Genomic DNA, 15,505 nt, shown 5'->3' with positions numbered 1-15,505 from the left:
TGGGATGTATAGCAATCATGGTCACGAAATGTGGCAATGGCCAGAACTGTTTCCGGCATTTCGGCCTCATTCCCGACAATTGGGTCGGCCGGATGCATGCTCCGGCCGATCCGTTGTCTGTTTTGTCTATCAAGCGTTCACGTTTACCACGACGCGCCCTTTTACCTGACCTTGCAGGATGTCCGCTCCCAACTGGGGCAGATCAGAAAGGGTTGCTGCATGGACCATCGCCTCAAGTTTATCCATAGGCAAATCGGTCGCGATACGCTTCCAGGCACGGACCCGGTTGTCATATGGCTGCATCACGCTGTCGATGCCCAACAAATTTACACCGCGCAGCAGGAATGGGATCACGGTCGCGGGCAGCGCCGCACCTCCGGCAAGGCCAACCGCAGCTACCGAGGCCCCATACTTCATCTGCCCCAGCACGCGGGCAAGCATCGCTCCGCCCACCGCATCGACACATCCGGACCAAGTTTCACTTTCCAGCGGACGCTTGGTGGTCTCGTTCAACTCGTCACGCGGGACAATTGTGGTTGCACCCAGTGATTTCAGGTATTCTTCGGTTTCAGGACGCCCGGTCACAGCTGCAACCTCATAGCCCAGATGGGCCAAAATGGCCGTCGCGACCGAGCCGACACCTCCTGCGGCACCTGTGACCAACACCGGGCCATGACCCGGCTGCAAACCTTGATCCTCCAGCGCCATGACGGCCAGCATAGCGGTGAACCCGGCAGTGCCAACTGCCATCGCCTGCCGTGTATCCAACCCATCCGGCAACGGCACCAGCCAATCTGCCCGCGCGTTTGCTTTTTGTGAATAGCCGCCCCAATGCGCTTCACCTACGCGCCAACCCGTCAGCACGACCTTGTCGCCAGGTTTGTAGCGTGCATCCGAGGACTGCTCGACCGTGCCCGCATAATCGATGCCCGGAATATGAGGATAGCTACGCACCAGACCACCGCCTTTGGGCGACATGCACAGACCGTCCTTGTAGTTCACCGTTGAATATTCAACGGCGATCGTCACTTCTCCATCCGGCAGCGCATCCAGAGAAATCTGCTTCACCGAAGCGCTTGCGAGGCCACTTTCTTCATCTTTTTCAACGACAAGTGCATTAAACATGAACTTACTCCTTCTATTGCCTCAATCGGCTGTGTTCCTGAAACAAGGGCTTAGCGCCAGAATTTTTCCTGCACTTCGGCCCATCGCATTCCATGTTCGGTCATCAATTCGATCCGCGTACCTGGCGCCCAATGGGACCGGTCGACCATTCCAATGGCTACATTCACTCCAAACTCGGGTGAATACGCAGCCGAAGCCACCTGCCCGACCTGCCGGCCCCCGGCCATCAGCGGCCAAGATTCGGTGCACGGTCCGATCTCACCTTCAATGACAAGCGGACGGATCTGCCGGGGCGGACCGTTTTTCGCCTGATCCGCCAAATCGGCTTTGCCGATATAATCCAGCGGAGAATTGCAGAACCGTGCTAGCCCGCATTCATAGGGCGTATTCTCCCGCCGCATGTCCGACCCGAAACTCAACAGACCGCTTTCAACACGCTCAATCCCGTTTGGGCAACCTGCCCGCACGTTCAGGTCTCGGCCATTAGAAAACAGCGTGTCCCATAGTGGCATGCCATAATCCGTCCCTTCGACGTATATCTCAAACCCGCCTTGTTTCGACCAGCCTGACCGGGCGACGACGAAAGATGTATCTTCAAACGCTAACCGTTTATATCGAAAGAACTTTATATCCCTGACTTCATCACCAAAGACGCGCGTCATCAGCTCGTCCGCCTTGGGGCCTTGTACCGCCAAGGGCGACACATCCGGCTCAGAAATATCGACATCCAGCCCCAGCGCAATCACGATTCCCAGAGCAAATTGCCAAAGGTCACCATCGGCAACCGACAACCAATAGTGATCATCCGCCAGTTTGATCGCAACAGGATCATTCAGCATGCCGCCATTGTGATCTACTATCGGCACATAATAGCACTGGTTCGCCTGCATTTTGTCCATATCGCGCGGGCTGAGCATCTTCATCAGCCGCAACGCATCCGGGCCTTTGATCTGTACCTGCCGCTCACACGAGACATCCCAGACCTGTACATGCTGTTTCAGATGCGCCGCATCAGCCTCGATGCTTTCAAAAACCGTCGCAAGCAGCATGTGATTATAAACGGTATACCCTGTGACGCCTTCGGCCTCGACGCCCGGAGTGAATGGGGTTTTGCGCACGCGCCGGTTCGGTGAGATGACTGCCATGTCAGAAATCCTCTGGCAGAAAGACAAGATCGCTGACAGGTGCCTGCGAACCAGCCTCGGTCAGCATTTGGTGCAATTGTCCGCGATGATGCGTCTGATGATTGAACATATGAATGACGCATTGCCCGTAAGGCTTTGTTACGTCGTTCTCTTTTGCAGCCGAGTACCACGTGAACGAACCGCTCAGGACATCATCCCCCAACGTATTGGCCCATCTCGCAATACGGGCGTCAATCGTATCGCGCAGCGGCAGCCAGTCGGCCATGCCAGTGCAGATCGAGACACTCTTAGGAATGCCACCACCTGGCCCCGGTCCCTTGTCAAACCGGGAAATCCAGATCCAATCCCCCCAAAGCAGATGATTGGCAGTTCCCATGATCGACCCGAAAAAAGCGCCGCGATCCCGTGCCAATTCTTCGTCTGAAAGAGCTTTGAGAAAGCTCTTTAACTGGTTGTTTTGCCAGTGGTTATATCGCGCCATTTCACGGGCATAGGCACCGGTTATCATTACTTAGGCCCGTGCCAGTCAATCGGGCAGATCTCGGCTGACTTGCCGCCGAAGTCCCATACGCGACCATAGTCGCGCACCTTGGATTTCGTGCCTTTTGCTACAATGATGTCCGGCCCCATCCAGTATTTCGAATTTGAAACCATCACCGGGTGCTCTGGGTCTTTGCCCGCCAGCATTTCGATCTCACCCTGAATCTTGCGCCCTATCATGATCCGGCGTTTGGTGCCGTCCCTTTCGATCTGAACCGGTGCACGTTCAGCCCCTATGATCTCGCTGACCAACATAGTGAACAGCCCGGTTGTGCCACCTGCCTGACCGCTGAATATCTGCAACAGTCCATTATAAGCCTTGCCGCTGGCACGTTCATCCACATAAGCCGCGACTTTCCACTGGCCTTCGCCCATGCGTCCGGGGATATCAACCAGCAGACCTACATTCAGACCGGACAAATCTTCGCCTTCGTAATGGCCTTCGTCGATCGCGATACCCATCCACGCGTGGCAATGCCCTTCGGTCGGAGGGTGTGCACCCAGCGAAACCACGCATGGGCAGAATACGTCGCACGAACAATTCAGGATCAGTTCACCCTTAACCGCCCAATCGGTCGGGCTCATCTCACGCCGCTTGGGATTTGGCATCCGGCTGTCAATTCTTTGACTGACCGGCAGCTTGTCTGCATCCGGTTTTCTATTTTTAGCCATCGACTTATCCTCCGTAAACAATGTGATGAGCGAGCAGTGCAAAACCACCCGCAATCAAGACGAATCCCATAGGACGGGTCACGGCGTGCCCGATCTGGGGAAGTTTTTCCAATACCATGAACAGGGTCGCCAGCCCCATCCAGAGCAGGCTCATGACGCCGCCGACAAAGCCCAACGCCATGAAGCCCCAGCAGCAACCGACACAGAACGCACCCAGTCCAACGCCCATGCGTACACCGCCGCCGAATCCGGTTTTCCAGTGGCCCAGAAAATACGTCATCGGTGCATGGCAAACACCGTGGCAGACTTCTTTCGCCCGAGAAAACTGAAAGGCACCCACGGCGATCAACAGGCCGGCGGCCAGATATGGCGATTTAGCGATTCCCAACATATCAACCGCGCCGCCAAACAGCAGCGCCAATTGCAGGCCAGTGATCAGCGCAGCGAAGCCCACCCAAACTATGAAGTATCCGGATAGAACGCCCAGCCACCCTGCCCGCGTACCGTTCGCGCTGCGGATCAGATCATCATAAATGCGCAACGTGGGCACCAAAGTCGGCAGCATCATGGCCGCCATCATGATCGCCCACATCCAGAAAAGTGGGCCGAACTCGGCCATGGGCATATACATGTCCATACGCGGATCCATGGCCGCCATCGTCTGACCCATCGGTCCAGGTCGACCGATCCAGTCCACGTCCATATCGCGGCTCATCGAGACCATCATCCACCACGACCAAAGGATCGTGATGTAGAAGCCCAACCAAAGCGCGCTGCGGAAAATTGAGCGACTCACTTGCTCCTCCCGACTCAACTCTCTTGCTTTTCAAATGTCAGACTTTTAAATGTCAGACAAATAAAAATTACGCATCGCCGAAAACAACCATGAAAATCGACCCTCAGAGTACTGCAGATCTATCCGCTCAAATTGCTCAGGCGATCCGGGACGCAATTATCTCGGGTCGGCTGATCGTAGATGAGCGTCTGCCCTCAGAATCTGAGTTGGCCGATCAGTTCAAAGTATCACGGCCTACGGTTCGCGAAGCACTGAAACGCCTGGCAGCGCAGTCCCTTATCCGCACGCAACGCGGGGCATCGGGTGGTGCGTTTGTGAACCGACTGAGTTTTGAGGATGCCTATTCCCAACAAGTCACAACCTCGACACTGCTGCTGTCGATGAACGCTGTCAGTTTCGACACCGCATGCGAAGCGCGTTATGCGCTCGAACGTGCATGCGCTGCTTTGTCGTCACAACGCCGCACCGCAGATCAACTCGCCACCATGCGGGCCGAGATATTTCGTCAGGCGCAACCAGGTCTCACAGATGAGGCTTTCTGCGCGTCCGACGTCGCCTTTCATCGCGCGCTTGTGGATGGCGCGGGCAACCCCGTTCTGTCCTACCAATTGGCCGGTGCGGTCGAGGCTATGCAACCTCTGATGAACATGATTACGTTCACGGCTCGATCCCGCGAAGAGATCATCGCCCTCCACAGTGACATCACAGACGCACTAGAAGCGCGTGATGCCGGCTCGGTCGATGCAGCATTGATCAAACTTGAGGCCTACACACGGCAACTGGCGCAGGACGTGGCCGAAAGACGACGCAAACCCGCCTGACCACAGGCAAAAAGGAACGAAGGACGGCGAGGTGCCCGAGCAGGCAGCATGACATCCGGCGTTAAGACCGGAACTTCCAACATGAATTGAAGATCAATGACTTACGGGAGGACGTTATGAACCAAAGACCGGACCCAACCTTTTACCCATCAGCCAAACTGGCGATGGAGGGCCCCACTGAAACGCTTGCATTCACGTTGATGCTAAGCCCTGATTTTTCCCAACCAGACGGTTTGGCCGTCGTGAACGTGGATCCGACTTCGGATGATTACGGAAAAATTGTTCATCAGGTGATCATGCCAGAAAAAGGCGATGAGTTTCACCATTTCGGGTGGAACGCTTGTTCCTCTGCGCTGTCACCGCTTAGTGGCCATGCGTTTCTGGAACGCCGCTACCTCATTGTTCCTGGCATACGATCAAGCCGGATCTACATTATCGACGTCAAGAACCCGCTTGAGGCCAAGATACACAAGATCATCGAACCCGAAGAAGTTTTTGCAAAAACTGGATATTCCCGCCCGCACACGATCCATTGCGGACCGGAGGGGATCTACGTGAGCACGCTTGGAGGCGGTGGCGAAGACGGCACGGACGGTCCTCCGGGCATTTTCATCATGGATTGCGAGAGCTTCGAGATCATCGGGCGCTACGAGATCGAGCGAGGTATCCAAGACAAACACTACGATTTCTGGTGGAACCTGCCACGCGACTATATGGTCAGTTCGGAATGGGGGCTGCCTCCGCAATTCGAAAACGGCATCGTGGCCGAGGATCTGCTTTCGAACAAATACGGGCACAGCATCCATTTCTGGAACCTGCGCAGCCGGACCAATATTCAGACCATCGATCTGGGTGAAAATCACCAGATGGCCCTGGAAATCCGGCCCGCTCACGATCCGGTCAAACAATATGGGTTCTGTGGTGTGGTGGTTGACACGACCAACCTGCAGGGCGCGATCTTTACTTGGTGGCGTAATGATGATGGCACCTTCGAGGCCAAGAAGACCATCACGATCGATCCGCAGCCCGCTGATCCAGATGACTTGCCTGAATTGCTGAAAGGCTTCTCTGCCGTTCCGCCACTGGTCACGGATATCGATCTCAGCTTAGACGATAAATACCTTTATGTGGCCTGTTGGGGCACGGGTGAGATGCATCAATACGATGTCTCTGATCCGATGAACCCGACCCTTGCGGGCAAAGTCGAGATCGGGGGGATCGTCAAGAAAACCAAACATCCCAACGGGCAAGACTTTGGTTACGGGCCGCAGATGGTTGAAATCAGCCGCGACGGAAAGCGGGTATATTGGACCAATTCGCTGTATTCCACATGGGATGATCAGTTCTATCCCGGTGAACGCGGGGCTGCGATGGTCAAGGCGGATGTTGGCGAGAACGGGGGCCTGACATTGGATCCGAAGTTCTGGGTCGACTTCCCCGACGGATATCGGGCCCACCAAATCCGGCTTGAGGGTGGAGACTGTTCAACCGATAGTTTCTGCTACCCATCGGTCTGAGTTGGAGACTCTGATGACATCAACGGCTGGTCTCTGGCTGGCCGTTGTGCTTAGCGGCGCTTATCATGGCCTGAATCCCGGAATGGGCTGGCCGCTTGCGGTATCTTCGGCGCTGATGGAACAACGGCCATCAGCTTTGTGGCGCGCATTGACCGCCCTGGCTGGTGGTCATTTCGTTGCCATGCTGGGGGTCCTACTGCCATTTGCAATGATGGCAGTTCTGGTTGAATATCAACGCGAAATTCGTATCGGTGCTGCGTTGATTGTGATCACAATGGGTGTTTACATCGCCATAACACGCCGGCATCCCCGGATGTTGTCGCGCGTACCGCCAAGCAAATTGGCACTTTGGTCGTTCCTCGTTGCGCTTGCACACGGCGCGGCGTTGATGTTGGTTCCGATTTATCTTGGATTGTGTGGATCAGACGAGCTGGAAACGGGCCAGATCGCAGTCTCTCAGATCATGGCGAGCAATGGCCTGCTCGTACTGACGGTCGCTGCACTTCACACAGCCGCCATGATCCTTGGCGGGGGCATTCTGGCCTTCGCCGTCTATCGCTGGCTGGGCCTTCAATTTCTGTCACGCAGTTGGTTCAATCTGGAACTTGTCTGGGCTCTCAGCCTGATCGCGGTCGGAGTTATAGGCTTGTGGTCAGCGATTTAGATGCTTTTCTTTACATAGCGCTGCGCTAGACTCTGCGGGCAGAGCAGAAAGGGAAAAAGTCCATGATCACAGCCCTTAACGTGATTGCCGCCTTGCTGACCATCGGCTTTGGTTTGTTCGGATTTCTGGCCCCGGCCTACACAGCCAACGCGCTGGACCTAGCCCCCACCAAAAGCACCATGGGACTTAGTGAGATGCGAGCCTCGGTTGGCGGGTTGTTCGTGGTGACAGGTGCCGTGGTTCTCTGGCTCAACACACCGATGGCATATGTCATGCTGGGCGTTGTTTATGCAGGGGCGGCGTTGGGTCGGTTTGTGTCTTTGGCGCTGGATAATCCCCCGTTCGTCAAGGCGCTGACTTTTGGTGGAATCGAGCTTGTTCTGGCCCTTTGGCTTATTCTCGCCAACATGAACAGAGCTGCTTAACTTATTGAATTTGATATAAGTCAACCTTAGCATTCCGGGTTTGCATCCGACCACGTCCTAACCTATATATGAGGGGTCCTTCGGGACTATGGACATAAACGCGCTCGTAATAAGCGGATCGGACCCGGGGGCGGTACCCGGCGGCTCCACCAACATCCTTCGTTTGAGGATCATGGGGCCGAAATAGGATCGACGAACGTCTAAAGGGGTTAGCTTTGTCTCGGCTGTCTGCCACCGTTACCGGCGAAACTAGTACAATTGCAAACGACAATCGTGCTCCGGTTGCAGTTGCTGCGTAAGCAGTAGCAAGACCGAAACTTAAGCCCTTGCGCCTAGCCGCGTAAGGCGGGGTTCGCAGGTACCTGGCAACAGAAACCTGCATTTTACCGATTATGTCTGCTCCATGCCCATAACTCACCTGGGATTCAGGGTTTATTCACTTCTCTGCTTCATCTTCCTGAACAAGCGACAGGAGGGCTGAGATGACGAATTCTGACAGGCTTAGGGCGTGGTATTCAGAGGTCTGGGAACAAGGCAATACCGATGCAATCGATCAGTTTTTTGCCCCGGATACGATGGCCGAAGGGTTGATACCCGAAATGCAGGTTGGCGCGGACGACTTTCGCGATCTGGTCATGGCGTTTCGTCATGTTCTGGGCGAGATCACAGTCGAACTGCCGAAGATCATCGAAAATGGTGATTGGGTCTCGGGTATTCTGCATGTCCGCACTTTCCGGGCCGATAACGGTGCCCCGCTTGAAGTTACCGGACAAGTCATGGCGCGCTTCAAAGGGGACAAGATGGTCGAGGCCTATAATCAGTTTGATTTCATTACACTTTTTGAACAGCTGGGGCAGTTCCCACAGGATACTCTTCCGGTTTGCATGACCGGGCAAAGGTTGGACTGGGCCTGATAAACTTGACCGCAAGCTTGACCCATCCCGCATTTGCGCGCTAGCAGAGGATCAAGGGGTAAGCTTGCGAACACCCCGTGAGGCGGCAGCCCAAGTTCGCATGTATCCAAAGCAATAAGGAAACATGCAATGGCTGCCCCCAATGCAATTACACCCCGACAACTCTTGCGCCTGATCGGTACGCCTCAGGCTCCTATCCTGTTTGATGTGCGCACAGATGGGGATTTCGACGATGATCCCTCCCTCATACCCGGCGCATTCCGAATGCCATATCAAAATGTTGATGGCATAAGAAATCATACCGGCGATCATTCTTGCGTAGTAATTTGCCAGAAAGGCAAAAAGCTGAGTCAGGGCGTTGTTTCATGGCTGCAGGCTGAAGGGGTGGTGGCAGAATTTCTGGAAGGTGGAATGTTCGCCTGGCGCGCTATGCCGGGCGCAATGGTCGTGCCTGTGCCTCCCCTTCCTGCAGTTGCAAAAGGCAACACGGTCTGGGTGACGCGGCATCGCCCCAAGATTGATCGCATCGCGTGCCCCTGGCTGATCCGCAGGTTTGTCGACAGGCGCGCTCGGTTCCTGTTTGTAGCACCGGATGAAATTCAGGGGGTTGCCGAGCACTTCGGCGCCACACCCTTTGATGTTGAAGGAACTGATTGGAGCCATCGCGGCGACAATTGTACCTTTGACACGATGCTGGATGACTTCAAGCTTCGATCTGAGCCTCTGGACCGCATGGCGACGATCATACGTGCCGCCGATACAAACAGGCACGATCTGGCGCCTGAGGCCGCCGGGTTACTGGCCCTTTCGGTCGGCTTGTCGCGCCAGTATCGGGATGACCAGCAGCAATTGCAGGCTGGATTGCATATCTATGATGCTCTCTATCGCTGGGCGCGCGATGGCTCTAGCGAGACGCATGACTGGCCCGCGGGTCACGGCAGATGACCCCTTCATATCAAGAGTTGATCAGGGTGTTTGGGCGCATCGGGCTGCTGTCCTTCGGAGGCCCCGCCGCCCAGATCTCACTCATGCATCAGGAGCTGGTTGAAAGGCGCCCCTGGCTGGACGAACAGACCTATCTGCGCGCGCTTTCCTTATGCATGCTGTTGCCGGGTCCCGAGGCCATGCAGCTTGCCACTTATGCTGGCTGGCGGCTGCGCGGCGTAGCCGGAGGGTTGATCGCGGGCAGCTTGTTTGTGCTGCCGGGGGCTCTGGTGATCGCGCTGTTGGTTTTGCTCTATGCGGCCTATGGCACATTGCCTTTGGTTCAGGCCGGGTTTCTGGGCATCAAGGCCACCGTGATCATCATCGTCCTTCAGGCGCTACGGAACCTATCGAAAAAAGCGCTGACAGATGTTGAGCATCGGATGATCGCGGGCCTCGCCTTTTTAGGGATTTTTGTCTTCAACCTGCCCTTCCCGCTGATCATCCTGTGCGCCGCCGTTTGGGGGTTCGCCACTTCGAAGGATCATGCACCAGCCGCCGTTCAAACCAGCCCAACGCTTGCCAATCCCGTTCGCACTGCGGTTTTCTGGCTTGTTCTTTGGCTGGGGCCGTTGTTCGTGCTGTCTCTGACGGGTCAGGAATTGCTCAGCGATCTGGGTTGGTTCTTTGCCCGCCTTGCGGTTGTAACTTTTGGCGGTGCCTATGCGGTGCTGGCCTATATGACCCAGACCGTGGTCGAAACCTACCAATGGATCAGCACGGACCAGATGATCGACGCGCTAGGTCTGGCCGAAACCACGCCTGGGCCGCTGATTCTGGTGACTCAATTTGTGGCCATGCTTAGCGGTCAGATTGCCGGAGGCGCCTCGCTAGCGTTTGCGGCGGGCATTGTCGCTTTATGGGCGACGTTTGTACCGTGTTTTCTGTGGATTTTTCTTGCAGCCCCGCATCTAGACAGAATCGCCGAGCGTCCGCGTCTTGGGGCCGCGATGCACGGAATCACAGCTGCGGTCGTCGGAGTGATTCTCAACCTCTCCGTGTGGTTCGGGCTAAACGTCTTGTTCACCTCAATTCCGGGGTGGCATTGGGGACCAGTTTCTCTCCCCCTACCCGACCTTTCGTCGCTTGAATTCAGCGCACTTGTGCTGACCGTTCTGGCTGGCCTGTTGATTTTCCGTATGAAATCCGGTTTAGCAACCACACTTGGTATCATGGTTCTGGCCGGACTAGGCATGCAGATTTTGTAATCAATACAGCCCAGCACAGCCTTTCGTTTCCGTCCGAATGAACTATGCTGGGATTAACCACTTTCGAGGATCAACCATGTCGCAAGACATCGACTACGGGAATCTGATGCACACGGCCATGCGAGGCCTGATCAAGACCGTCCTGACCGACGTGTCCGAAACCGGCCTGCCCGGTTCGCATCATTTCTTTATCACTTTTGATACACGGCATGAGGGCGTTGAGTTGGCTGATTGGCTGCGTGAGCGCTATCCAGGCGAGATGACGATTGTCATGCAGCACTGGTTCGAAAACCTCGAAGTCGGTGACGATGGCTTTTCGATTACGCTGAATTTCGGGGATGCGCCGGAACCGCTTTACATCCCCTATCTGGCGATCAAGACCTTCGTGGATCCTTCGGTTGAGTTTGGCTTGCGCTTTGAAAGCCCGGAAGACGAGGACGAAGAGATCCATGTGACGGAAGAGGCCCCGATTGAGCTTGAGGCCGAAGAGGCTGAACCGCAGCATGATGCGGACGTGGTCTCGCTGGACAGCTTCCGGAAATGACCAGAAAACCCCGCTTGATGCGGGGTTTATTCTTTTTGAAGGAATGTCTCGACCGAGCGCGACTTAACCCCATCGCGAAACCGGGAAAATGACAGGTCGAGCCCACCATCAGCTAGTGTCCGGTCAAATTGCTGAAGCTCATAGCCACCGTTTTCGGCTATGAACAACGAAAACACCGTCAGAGTATCTCCTTCGATCCGCCCCCAAACAAAGGGTTCCCCTTTCATCGGGTCAAGCGGCACCTCGTGGCCAAACACATTACGCTTCATGGCCGCAGAATAAACATCGGGCCGATCCGAGCTTTGAAAATCAACCGAGTATTTCTCATCCTTGATGCGACCGTCGGCTTTGTAAGTCGTGGTGGTCCAACTCACGTTGAAGCCCCCTTTAATTTCCTGAATCGAAACGCTCATATCCCGAGGGGTCGCCGTACCATCCGCATCAACAACGTCGGCCGAACCGGTATAGTCGCCCACGAACGGCTCGATTCCCGTCGCCTGAGCGTGTTGCACAAATACTGCCAGCCAAAAACTCGCGGCAAACAATAACGCAAGCGTATACAAAGGGCTTATGAGAAGTGACACGCGCATGGTTGCCTCCGTCAGGGTTATTGTCCCATCTTAACTTTAGCCCGCCGACGTACAATGGCACTGTTTTCGCTAACAGAAATTATTTGTAGCTGTGCCGCGTCTATACCTTTGCGCGGCCCAAGTTTAAGGTGCGCTCAACTGGCCGATTGCGCCACAGCCTTGCTGCGGGTAAACGGCATACGACTGCATACCAGACCGGAGCGACCGATGTCTCAAACCCGCACTGAATCCGACAGCTTTGGCCCGCTTGAGGTGCCTGCCGATAAGTACTGGGGCGCGCAAACGCAGCGTTCGATCATGAACTTCCCCATCGGCTGGGAAAAGCAGCCCGTCGCCATCGTGCGCGCGTTGGGTGTGATCAAAAAGGCCTGTGCAATTGAAAACAAAGCCATCGGCAAGCTGGACGCCAAGATCGCCGACGCGATCATACAAGCGGCCGGTGAAGTGTTCGAAGGCAAGTTTGACGACAACTTTCCTCTGGTCGTATGGCAAACCGGCTCGGGCACGCAATCCAATATGAACTCGAACGAGGTCATTGCGAACCGCGCGATTGAGATTATGGGTGGCGAGATTGGCTCGAAAGATCCCGTTCACCCGAATGATCACTGCAATATGGGTCAATCCTCGAACGATACTTTCCCCACCGCGATGCACATCGCCACAGCGATGAGTGTGCGAGATGTGTTGATGCCCGGGCTTGAGAAGTTCGCCTCGGCGCTGGAAGCCAAGGCAAAAGAGTTTGCCGGTATCATCAAGATCGGCCGCACCCATACGCAGGATGCCACGCCGTTGACGTTGGAACAGGAATTCGGCGGGTATGCGCACCAAATCCGTCAGGGTATTGCGCGCGTAGAAGCTGCAATGCCCGGTATCTATGAACTGGCTCAAGGCGGTACTGCTGTGGGTACCGGTTTGAACACGCATGGCGGCTGGGATGAGGCTGTCGCCAAGAATATGGCCGATATCACCGGCCTGCCCTTTGTGACCGCGCCGAACAAATTCGAAGCGCTGGCCGCACATGATGCCATGGTCTTCCTGTCGGGCGCGTTGGCCACGATCGCCGGTTCCTGCTACAAAATTGCCAACGATATCCGTCTGTTGGGTTCGGGCCCCCGCTCAGGATTGGGTGAGCTTATTCTGCCCGAAAACGAGCCCGGTTCGTCCATCATGCCAGGCAAGGTGAACCCGACACAGGCCGAGGCGCTGACTCAGGTGGCCGCACATGTGATGGGCAACGACGCAGCAATGAAGTTTGCAGGCTCGCAGGGCCATTTCCAGTTGAACGTCTACAACCCGATGATGTCCTATAATCTGCTGCAGTCGATCCAGCTGCTCGGCGATGCAGCCGACAGCTTTACCGAGCGGATGCTGTTGGGCATCAAAGCCAACGAGCCACGCATCGACAAGCTGATGAAGGAATCCCTGATGCTGGTGACTGCTCTGGCACCGACAATCGGGTATGACAACGCCACGACCGTCGCCAAAACAGCGCACAAGAACGGCACAACACTTAAGGAAGAAGCGATTGCGTTGGGCTTTGTGGATGAGGCGACGTTTGATGCGGTTGTGCGGCCCGAGCATATGATTGGACCCAAGGGCTGATGGGTAAACCGGTTAACCTGAACCGGTTTCGAAAAGAAAAAGCGCGGGCTGAAAAAAAGGCCCGCGCGGATGCAAACGCTGCGAAACACGGGCAATCCAAAGCCGACAGGACCGTTGTAAAGCTGCAGCAAGACCGGCAGCGCCGGGACCTTGACGGTCACAAGGTCGACGAATGAGTGGACGTCCTGTCAAACGCTCCCTGACCTTGCAAGGTCATCGAACATCCGTTTCGCTTGAGGATGAGTTCTGGCAAGCCTTTCGTGACATCGCGCGGAAAAAAGATATCCCAATCAATGTCCTGGCGGCAAATATTGATGCAGAGCGAGACCCGGAAACCGGACTGGCTTCGGCCATTCGTGTCTTCATTCTGAATTGGTATCGTCAAACCGATTGAGTGCTTGATTTCAAACAATCGCGTCGCTTATCCTCGCGGAGAACAAAAAGGGTACATTCATGAATGATTTGGCAACGGGCCCAGATGGAAAACCTCGGTGTTCGTGGTGCAACGCCGCCCCCGAATTCTTTGACTATCATGATAACGAATGGGGATATCCGGTTTCCGATGACAGACGACTGTTTGAGAAACTCTGCCTCGAGAGCTTTCAGTCAGGCTTGAGTTGGCGCACCATTCTGTCAAAACGCGAGAACTTCAGGGCAGCGTTTAGAAATTTTGATTTCAACAAGATAGCAGAATTTTCTGATGCAGATATCAATCGACTTCTGGACGATAAAGGCATCGTGCGACACCGCGGCAAGATTGAAGCCGTGATCAACAACGCCCGCCGCGTGCAGGACCTAATCGCTGACGAGGGATCATTGGCCGCTTATGTCTGGAGGTACGAGCCTACGGCGCCACCCGCCCCGCAAAGCGCTTCCACATCGACAGAATCCATTGCGATGTCGAAAGATCTGAAGGAACGCGGTTGGAAATTCGTAGGCCCCACCACGATCTTTGCCTTTATGCAGGCCATGGGGTTGATCAATGATCACGCCAACGGATGTGTCTTGCGCGAAAAAGCGGCGCAATTGCGCCGCGATTTCATCAAGCCCGAATAGATTACCCCACTATCAGACCGAGGCGCGGAAGATATTGTCGATATTCCCGCCGAGCGCTGCGTTAAATTCTGCGTCAGATTGCTGTTTGGACAGCCCTTCGGTCAGTGCGCGCGAAAACGACGCGATCATCTTGCTGTTTTGGCCAAGCAGGTCGCAGGCCTGCTCGGTCGAGTATCCGCCGGACAGCGCCACAACACGCAGGACGCGCGGGTGATCCGCTACCTCATCATAAAGGTTGGCCTGGCTGGGTATGGTCAGCTTCAGCATCACTTCCTGACCCTCGGCCAATTGATCCAGGTTCTTCAGGATTTCTGAATTCAGAATATCCTCAGCTTCGGCCTTGGTTTCCGAGTGGATGTTTACCTCAGGCTCGACAATTGGGACCATTCCCGCATCAGTGACCACGCGTGCGACCTGGAACTGCTGCGCGACAACGTCGGCAATGCCCTGAGCATTTGCTTCGTGGATAACTGAGCGTTCCTTGGTGCCAAAAACACCATCCGCCTTGGCCAACGTCTCAGCCAGCCCCGGAATTGGCTTCATCATCTGAACACCGTTGGCCTGATCCTCAAGTCCTTTGTCGATTTTCAGGAACGGCACGATGCCTTTTTCGGACCAAAGGTAATCCGCAACCTTCTTGCCGTCGATTTCTTCACCCAAAGTCCGTTCGAACAGGATCGCGCCAATCACTTTATCCTTGGTGAAATCGTCAGCCAGAATGATCCGCGCGCGCATCTTCTGAATCTCGCCGAACATCTCTTCGTCTGATCCGTAATCCGATGCTTCAACACCATACAAAGCCAGCGCTTTGGGGGTTGAACCGCCGCTTTGGTCCAGTGCTGCGATAAATCCTGCGCCTTCGGACATCTGCGCGCGCTGTTCTGCTTTCGACATAACTCAAT

19 protein-coding genes and 1 other RNA gene are annotated in these 15,505 nt (G+C 55.3%); 13 read left to right on the top strand and 7 right to left on the bottom strand.

From position 1 onward, the window contains the following. Nucleotides 1-129: 129 nt before the first annotated feature. From acuI to ACR0KC_RS02120, 5 genes are read right to left on the bottom strand one after another with little or no spacing between them, the layout of a single operon-like run. Complete coding sequence (gene acuI / locus ACR0KC_RS02140; RefSeq protein ID WP_480771426.1) at nt 130-1,125, bottom strand: acryloyl-CoA reductase; 996 nt, start codon at nt 1,123-1,125, stop codon at nt 130-132. 50 nt (nt 1,126-1,175) lie between these two features. Then, on the bottom strand, nt 1,176-2,270 hold the full coding sequence (locus ACR0KC_RS02135) for a dimethylsulfoniopropionate demethylase (protein WP_170510029.1): 1,095 nt from the start codon (nt 2,268-2,270) through the stop codon (nt 1,176-1,178). A 1-nt stretch (nt 2,271) separates the two neighbouring features. Then, on the bottom strand, nt 2,272-2,778 hold the full coding sequence (locus ACR0KC_RS02130) for a DinB family protein (protein ID WP_480704760.1): 507 nt from the start codon (nt 2,776-2,778) through the stop codon (nt 2,272-2,274). Further along, the gene (locus ACR0KC_RS02125; RefSeq protein WP_170393142.1) at nt 2,778-3,482 is read right to left on the bottom strand and encodes a DUF1326 domain-containing protein; all 705 of its coding nucleotides are present in this window, start codon (nt 3,480-3,482) and stop codon (nt 2,778-2,780) included. Before ACR0KC_RS02125 ends, ACR0KC_RS02130 begins: the two co-directional genes overlap by 1 nt. A 4-nt stretch (nt 3,483-3,486) precedes the next feature. Further along, on the bottom strand, nt 3,487-4,278 hold the full coding sequence (locus ACR0KC_RS02120) for a DUF2182 domain-containing protein (RefSeq protein WP_480771425.1): 792 nt from the start codon (nt 4,276-4,278) through the stop codon (nt 3,487-3,489). Between the two features lie 89 nt (nt 4,279-4,367). Between ACR0KC_RS02120 and ACR0KC_RS02115 the strand changes: the two genes are divergently transcribed. The 9 genes from ACR0KC_RS02115 to ACR0KC_RS02075 all read left to right on the top strand — a co-directional run bounded on the left by ACR0KC_RS02115 (nt 4,368) and on the right by ACR0KC_RS02075 (nt 11,355). Further along, nucleotides 4,368-5,099, top strand: a complete 732-nt coding sequence (locus ACR0KC_RS02115) for a FadR/GntR family transcriptional regulator (protein ID WP_170405607.1) — start codon at nt 4,368-4,370, stop codon at nt 5,097-5,099. A 116-nt stretch (nt 5,100-5,215) separates the two neighbouring features. Continuing rightward, the gene (locus tag ACR0KC_RS02110; protein WP_170393145.1) at nt 5,216-6,616 is read left to right on the top strand and encodes a selenium-binding protein SBP56-related protein; all 1,401 of its coding nucleotides are present in this window, start codon (nt 5,216-5,218) and stop codon (nt 6,614-6,616) included. Between the two features lie 13 nt (nt 6,617-6,629). After that, nucleotides 6,630-7,280 (top strand): hypothetical protein, encoded by a 651-nt coding sequence (locus ACR0KC_RS02105; protein WP_170421484.1) that lies wholly within the window; start codon nt 6,630-6,632, stop codon nt 7,278-7,280. Between the two features lie 62 nt (nt 7,281-7,342). Continuing rightward, nucleotides 7,343-7,705: a DUF4345 family protein gene (locus tag ACR0KC_RS02100; RefSeq protein ID WP_480569632.1), complete on the top strand. Its 363-nt coding sequence runs from the start codon at nt 7,343-7,345 to the stop codon at nt 7,703-7,705. A 36-nt stretch (nt 7,706-7,741) separates the two neighbouring features. Beyond that, nucleotides 7,742-8,088: a transfer-messenger RNA gene (ssrA, locus tag ACR0KC_RS02095) on the top strand. A 99-nt stretch (nt 8,089-8,187) separates the two neighbouring features. Beyond that, on the top strand, nt 8,188-8,619 hold the full coding sequence (locus tag ACR0KC_RS02090) for an ester cyclase (RefSeq protein ID WP_170393148.1): 432 nt from the start codon (nt 8,188-8,190) through the stop codon (nt 8,617-8,619). Between the two features lie 129 nt (nt 8,620-8,748). After that, nucleotides 8,749-9,564: a chromate resistance protein ChrB domain-containing protein gene (locus tag ACR0KC_RS02085; RefSeq protein ID WP_480569629.1), complete on the top strand. Its 816-nt coding sequence runs from the start codon at nt 8,749-8,751 to the stop codon at nt 9,562-9,564. After that, nucleotides 9,561-10,811, top strand: a complete 1,251-nt coding sequence (gene chrA / locus ACR0KC_RS02080) for a chromate efflux transporter (protein ID WP_480771424.1) — start codon at nt 9,561-9,563, stop codon at nt 10,809-10,811. The genes ACR0KC_RS02085 and chrA overlap by 4 nt, the downstream gene beginning before the upstream one ends. A gap of 76 nt (nt 10,812-10,887) precedes the next feature. Next, a complete protein-coding gene (locus tag ACR0KC_RS02075; RefSeq protein ID WP_170393151.1) occupies nt 10,888-11,355 on the top strand; it encodes an SspB family protein in 468 nt (155 codons plus the stop codon). A 26-nt stretch (nt 11,356-11,381) separates the two neighbouring features. Here ACR0KC_RS02075 and ACR0KC_RS02070 read toward each other — a convergent pair whose 3' ends face one another. Further along, nucleotides 11,382-11,945, bottom strand: coding sequence for a hypothetical protein (locus ACR0KC_RS02070; protein WP_480771423.1), 564 nt, complete (start codon nt 11,943-11,945; stop codon nt 11,382-11,384). A 207-nt stretch (nt 11,946-12,152) separates the two neighbouring features. Between ACR0KC_RS02070 and fumC the strand changes: the two genes are divergently transcribed. Genes fumC through ACR0KC_RS02050 form a run of 4 tightly spaced genes read left to right on the top strand, consistent with a single transcriptional unit; the run spans nt 12,153 to nt 14,603 of the window. Further along, complete coding sequence (gene fumC, locus ACR0KC_RS02065) at nt 12,153-13,547, top strand: class II fumarate hydratase (RefSeq protein WP_480704750.1); 1,395 nt, start codon at nt 12,153-12,155, stop codon at nt 13,545-13,547. Further along, nucleotides 13,547-13,723 (top strand): DUF4169 family protein, encoded by a 177-nt coding sequence (locus ACR0KC_RS02060; RefSeq protein ID WP_170393154.1) that lies wholly within the window; start codon nt 13,547-13,549, stop codon nt 13,721-13,723. The genes fumC and ACR0KC_RS02060 overlap by 1 nt, the downstream gene beginning before the upstream one ends. After that, complete coding sequence (locus ACR0KC_RS02055) at nt 13,720-13,941, top strand: ribbon-helix-helix domain-containing protein (protein WP_170405591.1); 222 nt, start codon at nt 13,720-13,722, stop codon at nt 13,939-13,941. Before ACR0KC_RS02060 ends, ACR0KC_RS02055 begins: the two co-directional genes overlap by 4 nt. 59 nt (nt 13,942-14,000) lie before the next feature. Next, nucleotides 14,001-14,603, top strand: coding sequence for a DNA-3-methyladenine glycosylase I (locus ACR0KC_RS02050; protein WP_480771422.1), 603 nt, complete (start codon nt 14,001-14,003; stop codon nt 14,601-14,603). A gap of 12 nt (nt 14,604-14,615) precedes the next feature. Here ACR0KC_RS02050 and ACR0KC_RS02045 read toward each other — a convergent pair whose 3' ends face one another. Then, complete coding sequence (locus ACR0KC_RS02045; RefSeq protein WP_480704746.1) at nt 14,616-15,497, bottom strand: fructose bisphosphate aldolase; 882 nt, start codon at nt 15,495-15,497, stop codon at nt 14,616-14,618. Between the last annotated feature and the right edge of the window lie 8 nt (nt 15,498-15,505).

This window comes from Ruegeria sp. CF3, assembly GCF_056537365.1.
This window is presented reverse-complemented; position numbering and strand designations above follow the sequence as displayed.

Excerpts from the sequence above, each read along its gene's own strand:
- acuI (WP_480771426.1), bottom strand. The coding sequence starts at position 1,125 with ATGTTTAATGCACTTGTCGTTGAAAAAGATGAAGAAAGTGGCCTCGCA.
- ACR0KC_RS02135 (WP_170510029.1), bottom strand. The coding sequence starts at position 2,270 with ATGGCAGTCATCTCACCGAACCGGCGCGTGCGCAAAACCCCATTCACT.
- ACR0KC_RS02130 (WP_480704760.1), bottom strand. The coding sequence starts at position 2,778 with ATGATAACCGGTGCCTATGCCCGTGAAATGGCGCGATATAACCACTGG.
- ACR0KC_RS02125 (WP_170393142.1), bottom strand. The coding sequence starts at position 3,482 with ATGGCTAAAAATAGAAAACCGGATGCAGACAAGCTGCCGGTCAGTCAA.
- ACR0KC_RS02115 (WP_170405607.1), top strand. The coding sequence starts at position 4,368 with ATGAAAATCGACCCTCAGAGTACTGCAGATCTATCCGCTCAAATTGCT.
- ACR0KC_RS02110 (WP_170393145.1), top strand. The coding sequence starts at position 5,216 with ATGAACCAAAGACCGGACCCAACCTTTTACCCATCAGCCAAACTGGCG.
- ACR0KC_RS02105 (WP_170421484.1), top strand. The coding sequence starts at position 6,630 with ATGACATCAACGGCTGGTCTCTGGCTGGCCGTTGTGCTTAGCGGCGCT.
- ACR0KC_RS02100 (WP_480569632.1), top strand. The coding sequence starts at position 7,343 with ATGATCACAGCCCTTAACGTGATTGCCGCCTTGCTGACCATCGGCTTT.
- ACR0KC_RS02090 (WP_170393148.1), top strand. The coding sequence starts at position 8,188 with ATGACGAATTCTGACAGGCTTAGGGCGTGGTATTCAGAGGTCTGGGAA.
- ACR0KC_RS02085 (WP_480569629.1), top strand. The coding sequence starts at position 8,749 with ATGGCTGCCCCCAATGCAATTACACCCCGACAACTCTTGCGCCTGATC.
- chrA (WP_480771424.1), top strand. The coding sequence starts at position 9,561 with ATGACCCCTTCATATCAAGAGTTGATCAGGGTGTTTGGGCGCATCGGG.
- ACR0KC_RS02075 (WP_170393151.1), top strand. The coding sequence starts at position 10,888 with ATGTCGCAAGACATCGACTACGGGAATCTGATGCACACGGCCATGCGA.
- ACR0KC_RS02070 (WP_480771423.1), bottom strand. The coding sequence starts at position 11,945 with ATGCGCGTGTCACTTCTCATAAGCCCTTTGTATACGCTTGCGTTATTG.
- fumC (WP_480704750.1), top strand. The coding sequence starts at position 12,153 with ATGTCTCAAACCCGCACTGAATCCGACAGCTTTGGCCCGCTTGAGGTG.
- ACR0KC_RS02060 (WP_170393154.1), top strand. The coding sequence starts at position 13,547 with ATGGGTAAACCGGTTAACCTGAACCGGTTTCGAAAAGAAAAAGCGCGG.
- ACR0KC_RS02055 (WP_170405591.1), top strand. The coding sequence starts at position 13,720 with ATGAGTGGACGTCCTGTCAAACGCTCCCTGACCTTGCAAGGTCATCGA.
- ACR0KC_RS02050 (WP_480771422.1), top strand. The coding sequence starts at position 14,001 with ATGAATGATTTGGCAACGGGCCCAGATGGAAAACCTCGGTGTTCGTGG.
- ACR0KC_RS02045 (WP_480704746.1), bottom strand. The coding sequence starts at position 15,497 with ATGTCGAAAGCAGAACAGCGCGCGCAGATGTCCGAAGGCGCAGGATTT.